The 12,284-nt window shown below is 70.0% G+C and carries 12 protein-coding genes; 5 read left to right on the forward strand and 7 right to left on the reverse strand.

Annotation, left to right across the window (positions count from 1 at the left end):
• Nucleotides 1–34: 34 nt before the first annotated feature.
• The 3 genes from pcp to ACUTR7_RS20870 are packed head-to-tail and all read right to left on the reverse strand — an operon-like array spanning nt 35 to nt 2,429.
• Entirely contained in the window at nt 35–703 is a 669-nt protein-coding gene (gene pcp, locus ACUTR7_RS20860; RefSeq protein WP_013800620.1) for a pyroglutamyl-peptidase I, read from the reverse strand.
• Nucleotides 704–718: 15 nt separating this feature from the next.
• Entirely contained in the window at nt 719–1,672 is a 954-nt protein-coding gene (locus tag ACUTR7_RS20865) for a DUF979 domain-containing protein (protein ID WP_216295640.1), read from the reverse strand.
• 1 nt (nt 1,673) lies between these two features.
• On the reverse strand, nt 1,674–2,429 hold the full coding sequence (locus ACUTR7_RS20870; RefSeq protein WP_141835460.1) for a DUF969 domain-containing protein: 756 nt from the start codon (nt 2,427–2,429) through the stop codon (nt 1,674–1,676).
• Nucleotides 2,430–2,832: 403 nt separating this feature from the next.
• Between ACUTR7_RS20870 and ACUTR7_RS20875 the strand changes: the two genes are divergently transcribed.
• From ACUTR7_RS20875 to ACUTR7_RS20890, 4 genes are all read left to right on the forward strand, one after another.
• Nucleotides 2,833–3,999, forward strand: coding sequence for an ABC transporter substrate-binding protein (locus tag ACUTR7_RS20875; protein WP_043825611.1), 1,167 nt, complete (start codon nt 2,833–2,835; stop codon nt 3,997–3,999).
• A gap of 166 nt (nt 4,000–4,165) precedes the next feature.
• Nucleotides 4,166–5,155 (forward strand): tripartite tricarboxylate transporter substrate binding protein, encoded by a 990-nt coding sequence (locus tag ACUTR7_RS20880; protein WP_445609727.1) that lies wholly within the window; start codon nt 4,166–4,168, stop codon nt 5,153–5,155.
• Entirely contained in the window at nt 5,156–6,211 is a 1,056-nt protein-coding gene (locus tag ACUTR7_RS20885; protein WP_445609728.1) for a threonine aldolase family protein, read from the forward strand.
• A 71-nt stretch (nt 6,212–6,282) separates the two neighbouring features.
• On the forward strand, nt 6,283–6,957 hold the full coding sequence (locus tag ACUTR7_RS20890; RefSeq protein ID WP_012207532.1) for a GntR family transcriptional regulator: 675 nt from the start codon (nt 6,283–6,285) through the stop codon (nt 6,955–6,957).
• A gap of 180 nt (nt 6,958–7,137) precedes the next feature.
• Here ACUTR7_RS20890 and ACUTR7_RS20895 read toward each other — a convergent pair whose 3' ends face one another.
• The 3 genes from ACUTR7_RS20895 to ACUTR7_RS20905 form a co-directional block, all read right to left on the reverse strand.
• A complete protein-coding gene (locus tag ACUTR7_RS20895) occupies nt 7,138–7,581 on the reverse strand; it encodes a DoxX family protein (protein ID WP_227468487.1) in 444 nt (147 codons plus the stop codon).
• Entirely contained in the window at nt 7,568–7,927 is a 360-nt protein-coding gene (locus ACUTR7_RS20900) for a DUF4148 domain-containing protein (RefSeq protein ID WP_445609729.1), read from the reverse strand. Before ACUTR7_RS20900 ends, ACUTR7_RS20895 begins: the two co-directional genes overlap by 14 nt.
• A gap of 150 nt (nt 7,928–8,077) precedes the next feature.
• Nucleotides 8,078–9,739, reverse strand: coding sequence for an adenylate/guanylate cyclase domain-containing protein (locus tag ACUTR7_RS20905; protein WP_445609730.1), 1,662 nt, complete (start codon nt 9,737–9,739; stop codon nt 8,078–8,080).
• Nucleotides 9,740–9,865: 126 nt separating this feature from the next.
• Here ACUTR7_RS20905 and ACUTR7_RS20910 point away from each other — a divergent pair, with 126 nt between their 5' ends.
• Nucleotides 9,866–10,573 carry a Crp/Fnr family transcriptional regulator gene (locus ACUTR7_RS20910; protein ID WP_099752885.1) on the forward strand — a complete coding sequence of 236 codons (708 nt, stop codon included), beginning with the start codon at nt 9,866–9,868 and terminating at the stop codon, nt 10,571–10,573.
• On the opposite strand, the gene ACUTR7_RS20915 is transcribed toward ACUTR7_RS20910, so the two are convergent.
• Entirely contained in the window at nt 10,570–12,195 is a 1,626-nt protein-coding gene (locus ACUTR7_RS20915; RefSeq protein WP_445609731.1) for an ABC-F family ATP-binding cassette domain-containing protein, read from the reverse strand. The genes ACUTR7_RS20910 and ACUTR7_RS20915 overlap by 4 nt on opposite strands.
• Nucleotides 12,196–12,284 lie beyond the last annotated feature (89 nt).

The raw sequence follows: 12,284 nt of genomic DNA on the forward strand, positions 1-12,284 counted from the left end.
CGTTCTCTCCTCGCCGGACTCGGTGCACAGGCTCTCAGTGCAGCTGGCCGGCGTTTTCCTTCAGATCCTGGGTCACGGTCAGGGCCGTGCGAATGGTCTCGCGCACGGCAGCCACCTGGTCGGCCAGGCACATGCTGGGCATGCCCGGCTTGCGCGCTGCCTGCTCGGGCAGGGCCGGCACGTGGATGAAGCCGCCACGCGCGCCCGGCGCCGCCTTGCCCTGGGCCAGCCAGTGCATGAGCGCGAAAAACACGTGGTTGCAGACAAAGGTGCCCGCCGTGTTGGACACGGAAGACGGAATGCCGCGCGCACGCAGGTTGTGCACCACGGCCTTGATGGGCAGCGTGGAAAAGTACGCGGCGGGCGCGCCCGGGATCACCACCTGGTCCACGGGCTGGCGCGCCGCATGGTCGGGAATGCGGGCGTCGTCGATATTGATGGCCACGCGCTCGGGCGTGAACTCGCTGCGGCCGCCGGCCAGGCCCAGGCTGATGACCAGCACCGGCTGCAGTTGTGCCAGTGCCTCCTGCAGCTGGCGCAGCGACTCGCCGAACACGCAGCGCAGCTGCAGGCCGTGGACGGTGGCGCCGGCCACGGTCTCGCCATGCAGGGCACGCGCCACTTCCCACGAGGGATTGACAGGGTCCTGCTCGAACGGCTCGAAGCCGGTCACCAGGATGCGCGGGGAAGTGGAATCGGTCATGGCAGGGGTCCGCTCTCAGCGGAACATCAGGAAGTACAGCAGGAAGACATTGGCGGTCAGCAGGGCCAGGGCCGTGGGCACCTGGGCGCGGATCACGGCATTCTTGTCGATCTCCAGCAGCGCGGCGGGCACCAGGTTGAAGTTGGCCGCCATGGGCGTCAGCAGGGTGCCGCAGTAGCCCGAGAGCATGCCGATGGCCGCCATCACGGCCGGGTCGCCATGGTAGACGCCCACCAGGATGGGCACGCCCACGCCGCCCGTCATCACGGGGAAGGCGGCAAAGCCGTTGCCCATGACCACGGTGAACAGCGCCATGCCCAGCACGTAGACGGCCACGGCCACGAAGCGGATGTCCATGTTGATATAGGTGGTGGTCACATAGGCCACGGCCTTGCCCACGCCGGCGTCCGAGAACACCAGGCCCAGCATGCCCAGCATCTGGGGCAGCACCAGGGCCCAGCCCAGCGCATCGGTCAGGCGGCGCGATTCGCGCATGCCCTGGGCCGGCGTCTCGCGGGTCAGCCAGCAGGCCAGGCCCAGCGCCAGCACGCAGCCCACGCCCAGGCTCACCAGCGTGGTGGCCTTGGGGTCCAGCAGGGGCGTGCCACCAAAGACCAGGTGCGAGGCGCTCAGCGTGCCGATCATGGTGATCAGCGGAATCGCCAGGGCCGGCACGAACAGCTTGTTGCCCAGGCGCTTGGCGCTGGCCAGGTATTCGGCATCGCTGCGCGGCGCATGGCGGCCACTGCCCACGCCGCCGAAGCCGGCGATCAGCGCCATGGCCACGGCAATCACGCCCACCACCATGGGGGGCAGCTCATGGCCCACCAGGAAGACGGCCGCATACAGCGCCCAGAACAGGCCGCTGGACCAGCGCTTGGGATTGCTGGCATCGCGCAGCGTCATCACGGCCGTGACGGCCAGGACGAAGCCGACCAGGTAGTACAGGTGTTGGATGGTCAGCGTCATTTCAGGCTCCCTTGGCTTGGGTGGCGTTGGCGTTGGCGTTGGCTGCGTCAGCTTCGACACCGGCCTTGTACTGGGCCAGCTCGCGCTCCAGCATGCGGTCCAGGCGGCCCAGGCGCCAGGCGTGGATCACGAAGGCGCAGATGGCCGTGGGAATGCCCCACAGCGCCACGTGGATGGGCTCGACCTCGATGCCGGCTTCCTTCAGGAAGGTGGTCATCAGCACGATGGCGCCGAAGGCCACGAAGATGTCCTCGCCGAAGAACAGGCCCACGTTGTCCGTGGCGGCCGAGTAGGCGCGCAGCTTGTCACGCACCTTGGCGGGCAGGATGCCGAATCGCGACTGGGTCGCACCTTCGGCCATGGGCGCCAGCAGCGGACGCACCATCTGCGGGTGTCCGCCCAGGCTGGTCAGGCCCACGGCGGCCGTCAGCTGGCGTGCGGCCAGGTAGACGATGAGCAGGCGGCCTGCGGTGGCCGACTTGATGGAGCTGATCCAGTTCTGCGCGTGCTGGCGCAGGCCATGGCGCTCCAGCAGGCCGATCACGGCCAGCGGCAGCAGGATGATCAGCGGCAGGTTGCGCGTCTTGATGAAGCCCGTGCCAATGGTGGCCAGCACCTTGTCGACGGGGAAGCCCGCCGCCAGTGCCGTGCCGATGGCCGTGACGATCACGACCAGCATGGGATTGAAGCGCAGCACGAAGCCCGCAACGATGATGGCCACTCCGATAAGCGGCCAGAGATTGACGTCAGTCAGCATGTTGATTCCCCCTTCACACCCCGCGGTGCGGTGCGGCCGTCAAGCCGCCCCGCAGGCCCAACCCGGTGGCGTGGAGTGCGCTGCCAACCTGGTTTTGTTCAACAAAACAAAGAATTTGTCTTACAGAAACGAATTGTGAATAAGACAATCAGCGCATGCTGATAGTACAAACCCGCATATCGTTGCCCAAGGATTGAGCACGCACGGGGTTTTCAAATGCCAAAAACTATCGGATATTGAACATCCATAGAAGGCATGAACACAACAATGCCCCTGCCCCGGTATCGCCTGTGACGAGGCCGCCTCCTACAATGGGCCGCCCTCCCGGCCTGCGGCGCACGCGTGGCAGTCGGCGTGAATGGCACCTTCCTGCTCCCATCCCTTTTGTCCGAGCTCTGAATCCATGCAACGCCGTCAACTTGTTTCCCTGCTTCCCCGTGCTGCAGCCATCGCAGCGGTTCCCGCGCTGGCGCCGGCCTTCGTGCGCAATGCCTTCGCCGATGAGGCAGGCCTGTCCGCCAAGACCATCACCATCGGCTGCTCGGCCGCCATGAGCGGCCCGCTGGCCGGGTTCGGCTCCGACATCAAGCTGGGCACGGAAGCGGCCATGGCGCAGATCAACGCACGTGGCGGCATCCAGGGCCGCACGCTGCAGCTGCAGATGGTTGACGACGGCTACGTGCCCCAGCGCTCGGCCGACAACGTGCGGCAGATGCTCTCCAAGGGCACGGCCTTTGCCCTGCTGTCCTGCGTGGGCACGCCCAACAACGCCGCCGTCATCCCGCTGATCGAGGAAGCCGGCGTTCCCTATGTGGCGCCGTTCACGGGCGCCTCGTCGCTGCGCAAGGGATCGCGCAACGTCTTCCATGTGCGCGCCAGCTACACCACCGAGGTCCGCCGCCTGGTCCAGCGCCTTGCGGGCATGGGGCTCAAGGGCATTGGCATCGTCTACCTGGACAACGCCTACGGCCGCGAAATGCTGGAGGACGCCACGCGCGCCCTGGAGGCCGAGAAGATGGCCCCCGCCGTGCAGGCGGCCATCGCCACCGATGGCAAGAATCTGGCCGATGTGTTGAACAAAGTGGACGCGGCCCACCCCTCGGCCGTGCTGCTGGCCACGGCTGGCACGGTGTCGGTCGATCTGGTGCGCGGCCTGCGCAAGAGCGCGCCCGGCGTGCTGCTCACCGGCCTGAGCGTGACCCTGCCCAACGACAGCCTCAAGCCGCTGGGCGAGGACGCCCGGGGCATTGCCCTGACCATGGTCGTTCCCGCGCCGCACCAGGCCAAGCTGCAGGTGGTGCGCGACTACCAGGCCGCCATGCGCGCCCACGGACAGCAGGAGTTCTCGCTGGGCACGCTGGAAGCCTATGTGAACACACGCGTGCTGGCCGAGGGCCTGGAACGCGCAGGCCGCGACCCCAGCCAGGCCAAGCTGCGCTCGGCACTGGCCGGCATCCGCAACTGGGACATGGGAGGCTTCGTCATCGACTACAGCGGCCAGACGCCCCATGTCGGCTCCAGCTTCATCGACCTGGGCGTGCTGGGCAATGCGGGGCGCTTCATCGGTTGATGAAGGCGGGTGGCTTGCGGGCCAGGCCGCTGGCGGATCGGCCCATCGTTTCTTCCTGTCGCTGCACCAAGGAGCCTTCGCCATGCCTGCCGAACGTCACCCACTTCCGCGCCCCGCCTTGCACCCTGCCTTGCACCCTGCCTTGCACCCTGCCTTGCACCCTGCCTTGCACCCTGCTGCACATCCCGCTTCGCACCGGGGCCTGCAGCGCCGCCTGCTCATCCTGGCAGCGGCTGCCCTGCCCGGTCTTGCCCTGGCGCAGAAATGGCCCGCACAGCCCGTGCGCATCGTCGTGCCCTACACGGCCGGAGGCGGCTCGGACAACATCGCCCGTGCGCTGGGCACGGAGCTGTCGCGCGAACTGGGCCAGCCCGTGGTCGTGGACAACAAGCCCGGCGCCTCGGCCATGCTGGGCGCCGAGCTGGTGGCACGCGCCGCGCCCGACGGCTACACGCTGCTCCTGGCCGACATGCCGCACACCATCACGCCCAGTCTCTACAAGACACCGTACGACGCGCTCAAGGACTTCACGCCCGTGGCCCTGCTCGGCTCCTCGCCGCTGGTGCTGGCCGTCAACCCCAAGCTCAAGGCGCAAAGCGTGAAGGAATACATCGCGATGGCCCGGGCCCGGCCCGGCCAGATCAACTTCGCCTCGGGCGGCACGGGCACGGCCACGCATCTGGCAGGCGAGCTGTTCAAGCAGCAGACGGACACCTTCATCACCCACATTCCCTACAAGGGCTCGGGCCAGGCCGTCGCCGACGTGGTGGCCGGCCATACCGAGAGCATGTTCTCCTCGGCCCCCACCGTGATCCCCCATATCAAAAGCGGCGCGCTGCGCGCCCTGGCCACCACGGGTGCCCAGCGCTCGCCGGCCCTGCCACAAGTGCCCACGATGGCCGAAAGCGGCGTGCGCGGCCTCACCGTGCTGCACTGGTTCGGCCTGCTGGCGCCTGCCCGGTTGCCTCCTGGCATACAGACCGCGCTGCACGATGCCGTGGCCCGCGCCATGGCCACGCCCGCGCTCCAGGCCAAGCTGCAGTCCCTGGGGCTGGAACTGACGCCCCGCACTGCGGCGGAGTTCGGCGCCCAGATGGAGACCGACGCCGCACGCTGGGCCCGCGTCATCAAGGAACGCAACATCAAGGCGGACTGAATGCCCTCCCTGCACCATCACCACGACGCCGTTGACCTGCGCAGCGACACCGTCACGCGCCCCACGCCGCAGATGCTCGAAGCCATGGCCTGCGCCCCGCTGGGCGACGACGGCCTGGACGGCGACCCGACGGTGCGTACGCTGGAAGAGACGGCGGCCCAGCGCTTTGGCAAGGCCGCAGGCCTGTTCGTGGCCAGCGGCACCATGGGCAACCTCGTGGCCGTGCTCGCCCATGGCCGCATGCCCGGCGAGGTGCTGGCCGAGGCCGGCAGCCATCTGCTGAACGCCGAGCGCGCAGCCGCGGGCCTGACCGGCATGCACTACCGCAGCCTGCCCGGCGACGGCGGCCTGATCGCCCTGCCCGCGCTGGAGGCGGCGCTGGACACCTCGGCATCCGCGCGCTGCCCCAGCGCCCTCGTGGCCGTGGAGAACACCCACAACGCACGGGGCGGCAGCGTCGCGGCGCCCGAGTCGCTGGCGGCCCTGCATGCCCTGGCCGCCCGCCATGGCGTGCCCGTGCATACCGATGGCGCGCGCCTGTTCAATGCCGCCGTGGCACTGGGCCTGTCCTGCCGCGAGATCGCCGCGCACACGGACTCGGTCACCGTCTGCCTGTCCAAGGGCCTGTCGGCTCCGGTGGGCTCGGTGCTCATGGGCCCGGCCGACTTCATCACGCGGGCGCGCGGCATACGGCGCATGCTGGGCGGCACCATGCGCCAGGCCGGCGTGATCGCGGCGGCGGGCCTGGTGGCGCTGGAGCACATGGTCGATCGCCTGGCCGAGGACCACGCACGCGCCCGCCGCCTGCACCAGGGCCTGCGCGCCATCCACCCGGCATGGTGCGCGGTCGAACTGCCGCAGACCAACATCGTGCAGGTGCGCGTGGGCACCAGCGCGGCCGATGCGCGCCTTTGGGAGGCACGCCTGGCCGAAGCCGGCGTGCTGGTGCGCACGGGCAGCGCGGGCCTGCTGCGCCTGGTCACGCACCGCCACATTGACGACAAGGCCGTGGACAGCACCCTGCAGACCTTCACGCGGCTGCACCACGACAACTGAGCACCACGCGAGGCCGGCAGGAGTGCCGGCCCTGGCTACACTGCCCATCGACCCTTGCATCCCCCATCACCATGACCCGCAGCACCGATATCCTCAACCTGACCGACCGCGTGACCGAGCAGCTGCGCAGCAAGCTCATCGATGGTGCCTGGGAGCCCGGGCAAAAGCTGTCGGAGGCCTCACTCAGCGAAAGCCTGCAGATCTCGCGCAACACGCTGCGCGAGGCCTTTCGGCTGCTGACCAAGGAGGGGCTGCTGGTGCACGAGCCCAACAAGGGCGTGTCGGTGGCGGCGCCCAGCATCGCCTCCATCATCGACATCTACCGCGTGCGCCGCATGGTGGAGTGCCAGGCGCTGGCCCAGGCCTATCCCATGCACCCGGCTCGCAGCCTGATGCGCGAAGCCGTGGAAGCAGCCCAGCGCCACCGCGAGGCCCAGGACTGGTCGGGCGTGGGCACGGCCAACATGAGTTTCCACAAGGCCGTGGTGCAGCTGGCCGACAGCGAGCGCCTGGACACCATGTTCGAGCATCTGCTGGCCGAGCTGCGACTGGCCTTCGGCCTGCTGCGCGACCCGCACTTCCTGCATGCCCCCTATGTGGACATGAATGCGCGCATCCTGCAGCAGTTCGAGGACGGCAAGCCGGCCGAGGCCGCTGCCGCGCTCAATGACTACCTGGTGCATTCGGAGCGGCTGATTCTGGCCGCCTACGCCCGCCGCCTGGCTGAGAAGGGCATCAAGGTGTGAAACAGGCGGCACCCCCTGAGCGGCTGACGCCGCTTCCCCCTCTCTACTCGCTTCGCGAGGGAGGGGGACGACACCCTCGGGGCGGGGCGGCGCGGCCGGCGTAGGCCCTTCCTCGGTGTCCCCGGCTTTGGGCAGTGCCGGTTTCATTGGCGGTGTTCAGCGCACAACACTGGCTCGCATTCAACGCCGCGCGTCCAGGCTCCAGCGCGCCACGGGCGCCAGCATCAGTTGCACGAATCCCCCGGCGATCGCCAGGTTCTTCAGGAACTGCACCAGCTGGCCCTTGTCGCCGAACTGGTTGTGGAACATCAGCGCCGACATGACGCTGAACACGGCCATCACGGCCGCGGCCTCGCGGGTGCGCCAGCCCAGCAGCAGGGCCGTGGCCACGCCCAGCTCCACCACCAGCGCCATGGCATACGACAGCATGGGCAGCGGCAGGCCCGCCTTGGCGATATAGGCCATGGTGCCCTCCGGCCCCATCAGCTTGCCGATGCCGCTGTAGATGAACAGCAGGCTCAGCAGCACCCGGGCCAGCAGCGGTGCGAAGTCGGCCCAGGGCGATGCTGCGGCGTGGGCAGCGCGATGCGTGGCGGCGCGCGTCATCGCATCAGCCCGGGACACGGCCGGAACCCTGGCCTTCGGCCGCCTTCACCGAGCCACCCAGGCGCTGCACTTCGGCCAGGTACTCGGGGCCGCTGCGCATGCGCTGGTACTGGGCCAGGCGCTGCTGGTAGTCGGCATCCCAGTGGTTCACGTCGGACTCGCGGTAGACGTTGAGGCCGGCGCGGTTCCACAGGGCCAGGTCGGCCTGCACTTCGGCGCGCGACAGCGCGGGGCCGGAGGCGGCGGGCTCGGCGCCGAACCAGGTTTCTGCAGATACCGTGGCGGCCGGTGCGGCCGAGGCCATGCCCGACCACAAGGCGGAGGAAAGGGAAACGATGGCGAAGAGGGTCTTTGCGTGCTTCATGGCGAATCCTTTGTCAAATCCTGCAGCGCGTGATTGCGTTCTGCATGGCTGCAGTCTCGTCTTCGCCCGCCTGCGCGTCAGTGCCTAAACGCACAGCTTTGCGCAAACTCTCCGGTTCCCGCGCTCACCGTCCACGCCCACCATCCGAGCTCAGGGCCACTGCAGGCCGGGCCGCGCCACATGCAGGGCCTGCAGGGGCTCGGAGCGCCCGCGCACCTGCACCTGCCGGACTTCGCCCAGGCCGTCGGCCACGCCCGCGCGGCGCGCCACCTCCAGCGACAGCACCAGCCGCGCCTGGGCGCTCTTGGTGTATTCCTGCAGGCGGCTGGCCGTGTTGACCACCTCGCCCACGGCCGTGAAGGTGGTGGTGTGCTCGAAGCCCACGCGCCCCACGGCGGCGCGCCCCGCATGCAGGCCCATGCCGAAATCCACCGGCTGGCCGAACTGCGCCTCGAAGGTGTGGCTCCATTGCTGCATGCGCCGGTCGATGAGGGCGCTGGCCTGCACGGCCTGGCGGCAGGCCGTGTCCAGGTCGGTATCCAGGCCGAAGATGGCCATCACGCTGTCGCCGATGAACTGGTTGGCCATGCCGCCGCTGTCGTGCACGGCCTGGCCCACGCGCTCGAAATACTGGTCCAGAACCCAGGACAGATCCACGGGCCATTGCCGCTCGGCCAGGCCCGACCAGCGGCGCAGGTCCACGAACAGGATGGCCACCGCGCGCACTTCGCGGACCTCGCGCTGCTCATCACCCCGCCCGGACTGGGCGGCTGCCGGCGAGCGGAACAGCGGCGCCACCTGCACATCGCCCGTGGGCCGCAACTGGCAGGCCAGCCGCACGTCCTGGGGCGCGCCCACGCGCTCCAGCGTGAGGCGCTCGTCCCGCCCCGGCGCGGGCAGGTGGGCCGCCGGGCCGGACACGCGCACCCGGCAGGTGGAGCAGCGCGCCCTGCCGCCGCACAGCGACAAATGGGCAATGCCATGCTCGCGGCTGGCTTCGAGCACGCTCATGCCCTGGGCCACCTGCACGGTGCGGCCCGGATAGTGCAGCAGCACCTGGCGGGCGCCGCGCAGGCGCATGCGCCGCCACAGCCAGGGGCCGGCCAGCAGCGCGGCCAGGCAGGCCAGCCAGCCCTGGCGCAGCCCGGTCGTCAGCGCGCGCAGCCACTGCGATGCCTCGGGCGAGGGGCCGGCCGGCGCTGGCAGGCCGGCCGCCGCGATCTCGCGCGCCATGGAGACGATGCCCAGCGCCGCCAGCACGGGCAGCAGCACGGCGGCCGTGAGCAGCAGCGGCTGCCAGCGCCGCCACCAGCCGCGCGCACGCAGGGCCATGTGCAGGCCCATGCAGCCATGGGTCCAGGCGGCCGTCATCAGCAGCAGCTGGATGGCCATGCTGGACGGATTCCAGGAAGAACGCACGATGCGCGCATACGAGGGGTCCACGCCCCAGGCCTCCTGTGCCAGCCGCGTGGCCGGCACGTGCAGGGCCAGCAGCAGCGGCAGGCCCAGCCCCAGCAGCAGCCGCACGGCCTCCAGCGCCGGCATGCGCAGGCTGCGCCGCCGCGCCAGCGCCTGCAGCGCCAGCCCCATGTGCGCGGCCAGCGCGCCATAGAGCAGCAGGCTGCCGGGCAGGGATCGCCACACGCCGTGGACCAGCTCGCGCACGGCCTCGGCCGTGCCCAGCGAGACCAGGCCCAGGGCGTGATTGAACAGGTGCAGCGCCGCATAGGTCCACAGCACCAGGCCGGTGGACCAGTGGAGGCTGCGCAGGGACGGCAGAGCCGGCAAAGCCGGATGAGGGACACGGGCCATGGAAAGCGATGATGCGCCCGACGGCGGAAGAAGACAGGAGAAGACCGCAAGAACGGCAGCTTGAAGGAACTTAGGCCGGGCCTGGCCGATCCAGAATCTTTGTACCTTACGCCCGCTATTGGTTCCATGGCCCACCCCACCCAGCCCTCCAGTTTCGCCCTGCGCGGCATCGCCCTGTTCGAGGGCCTGGGCAGCGCCAGCCTGGACCGCATCGCCGCCGACTGCGAATGGCGCCCGCTGCAGGCCCGCCAGCCCGTGTTCAGCCGCTGCTCCACGGGCAGCGACGTGTTCTTCCTGGTCAGCGGGCGCGTGCGCATCACCACCTATTCGCCGGGCGGGCGCGAGGTCAGCTTCCGCGACTACGGGCCCGGCGAGCACTTCGGCGACCTGGCCGCCATTGACGGCCAGGCCCGCTCCACCGATGTGGTCACCCTGGAATCCTCGCTGCTGGCCAGCCTCTCGCGCCAGGACTTCCTGGCCCTGCTGGCGCGCGAGCCCGCCATCGCCCTGCGCATGATGGAAGGCCTGGCCGGCCTGGTGCGGCGACTGACCGACCGCGTCATGGAGCTGAGCACCCTGGGCGTGCCCACGCGCCTGCACATGGAGCTGCTGCGCCTGGCGCGGGAGGCGGGCGTCTCGCCCGAGCACACGGCCCTCATCAGCCCCGTGCCTTCGCACTCGGTGCTGGCCAGCAAGATCAGCACCAACCGCGAGCAGGTCACGCGCGAGCTGGGCGCCCTCACCCGGCGCGGCCTGCTGCGCAAGGAGGGGCGCCAGGCGCTGCTGGTGACCGATGTGCGCGCACTGCAGGCGCTGATAGCGCAGGAAAGCTAGGCGGACTCCATTCGCCAGCCCTGCGGCGACCACACCAGGCGGTCGGTCAGCCCGATGGCCTGCAGAAAATCCTCGTCATGCGAGACCACGACCAGCGTGCCGGCGTAGCCGCGCAGCATGGCCTCCAGCGCCTGCAGGGAAGGCAGGTCCAGGTGGTTGCAGGGCTCGTCCAGCAGGAGCAGGGGCGCGGGCGGCTCGGCATGCAGCGCGCAGGCCAGGGCAGCCTTGAGCTGCTCGCCGCCGCTGAGCCGGCCCGCGGGCTGCTCCACCTGCCGGGCCGCCAGCCCGAGCCAGGCCAGCCGCGTGCGCAACACATCCACGGGGGTGCCGGGGCAGGCGTCCTGCAACTGCTCCATCACCGTGCGCCCGGGCTGCAACAGGGACAGGCGCTGGTCCAGGTAGGCACAGGCCTGCATGCGGCGCACCTCGCCCGCCTGGGGCGCAAGGCGGCCCGACAGCACATCGAGCAGGCGCGTCTTGCCGCAGCCGTTGGGACCGGTCACGGCCAGACGCTGGCCGCCGTACAGAGACAGGTTCAGGCGCGGCCCCGTGGACAACGAAAACGGCAGCAGCACATCGTCCAGCAGCGCCACCACGTCGCAGGCAGCGCCGGCCGGTGGCGGCGCCTGCATGCGGATGCCGGCCTGCAGGTCGATCTGGCGCGCCGCCTCGCGCACGCGCTGGTCCAGCGCCTCGCGCGTGTCTGCATGCTGGCGGCGCAGGCGGCCGGCCGACGCCTCGCTGCGCTCCTTTTGCCGGTCCAGCAGAATGCGCGCCTGGTTGGCCTCCTGGCCCTGGCGGCGGCCGCGTGCCTCGCGGCGCTGCTGGCGCTCCTGCTGCTCGCGCAGCTGCTGCGTTTCGCGGCGGCGCTCCAGCTTGCGCTGCTCCAGCAGTTGCACCGCCGAGGCCATCTCGCGCGCCTTGGCTTCGGCATAGAAGGCGTAACCGCCGCCGTAGCTGCGAAGCCCCTGCGGCGACAGCTCCACGATGCGTTCCATGCCATGCAGCAGACTGCGGTCATGGCTGACCACGACCAGGCCACCGGGCCAGCGCTGCAGTTGCGCGGCCAGGGCCTGGCGGCTTTCACCGTCCAAGTGGTTGCTGGGCTCGTCCAGCACCAGATGGTCGGCGCCCGACAGCAGCGCGCCCGCCAGGGCCACGCGCATGGCCTCGCCGCCGCTGAGGGCGTGGCCCGGCGTATCGGCACGCAGATGGCCCAGGCCCGCCAGCTCCAGCTGGGCCTGCAGGCGCTGGCGCAGATCCCAGCGGTCGGCCAGCACTTCGAAGTCGCGGGGCTCGCAACTGCCGCCCTCGATGCGCGCCAGCGCATCCAGTGCAGGCTGCAGCCCGGCCAGCGCCGCCACCGAAGGCTGGTCATGCCAGTCCGTGCGCTGGGCCAGGTACAGCACCTGCCCCGAGCGCAGGCAGCGGCCCTGCGAGGGCGCATCCAGCCCGGCCAGGATGCGCGCCAGCCGCGACTTGCCCACGCCGTTGCGCCCCACCAGGCCGGTGCGGCGGTGATCAAGGGTTTCGGAAAGATCGGAGAAAAGGGGGCTGCCATCGGGCAGCACGCAGGAAACGCCGTCGAGCGTGATCGTGGTATTCGTCATATCGCGGTTCATGGATGCCAACGCAGTTCCTTGCCGCTTTGCATGCATTGCGCGTGCGGTGGGCAGGGTCGGGAAAAGCGGGCCGCTGGGACAGCGGCAGC

The sequence above is a fragment of the Delftia sp. NA_296.1 genome, assembly GCF_052692095.1.

Excerpts from the sequence above, each read along its gene's own strand:
- pcp (WP_013800620.1), bottom strand. The coding sequence starts at position 703 with ATGACCGATTCCACTTCCCCGCGCATCCTGGTGACCGGCTTCGAGCCG.
- ACUTR7_RS20865 (WP_216295640.1), bottom strand. The coding sequence starts at position 1,672 with ATGACGCTGACCATCCAACACCTGTACTACCTGGTCGGCTTCGTCCTG.
- ACUTR7_RS20870 (WP_141835460.1), bottom strand. The coding sequence starts at position 2,429 with ATGCTGACTGACGTCAATCTCTGGCCGCTTATCGGAGTGGCCATCATC.
- ACUTR7_RS20875 (WP_043825611.1), top strand. The coding sequence starts at position 2,833 with ATGCAACGCCGTCAACTTGTTTCCCTGCTTCCCCGTGCTGCAGCCATC.
- ACUTR7_RS20885 (WP_445609728.1), top strand. The coding sequence starts at position 5,156 with ATGCCCTCCCTGCACCATCACCACGACGCCGTTGACCTGCGCAGCGAC.
- ACUTR7_RS20890 (WP_012207532.1), top strand. The coding sequence starts at position 6,283 with ATGACCCGCAGCACCGATATCCTCAACCTGACCGACCGCGTGACCGAG.
- ACUTR7_RS20900 (WP_445609729.1), bottom strand. The coding sequence starts at position 7,927 with ATGAAGCACGCAAAGACCCTCTTCGCCATCGTTTCCCTTTCCTCCGCC.
- ACUTR7_RS20905 (WP_445609730.1), bottom strand. The coding sequence starts at position 9,739 with ATGGCCCGTGTCCCTCATCCGGCTTTGCCGGCTCTGCCGTCCCTGCGC.
- ACUTR7_RS20910 (WP_099752885.1), top strand. The coding sequence starts at position 9,866 with ATGGCCCACCCCACCCAGCCCTCCAGTTTCGCCCTGCGCGGCATCGCC.
- ACUTR7_RS20915 (WP_445609731.1), bottom strand. The coding sequence starts at position 12,195 with ATGAACCGCGATATGACGAATACCACGATCACGCTCGACGGCGTTTCC.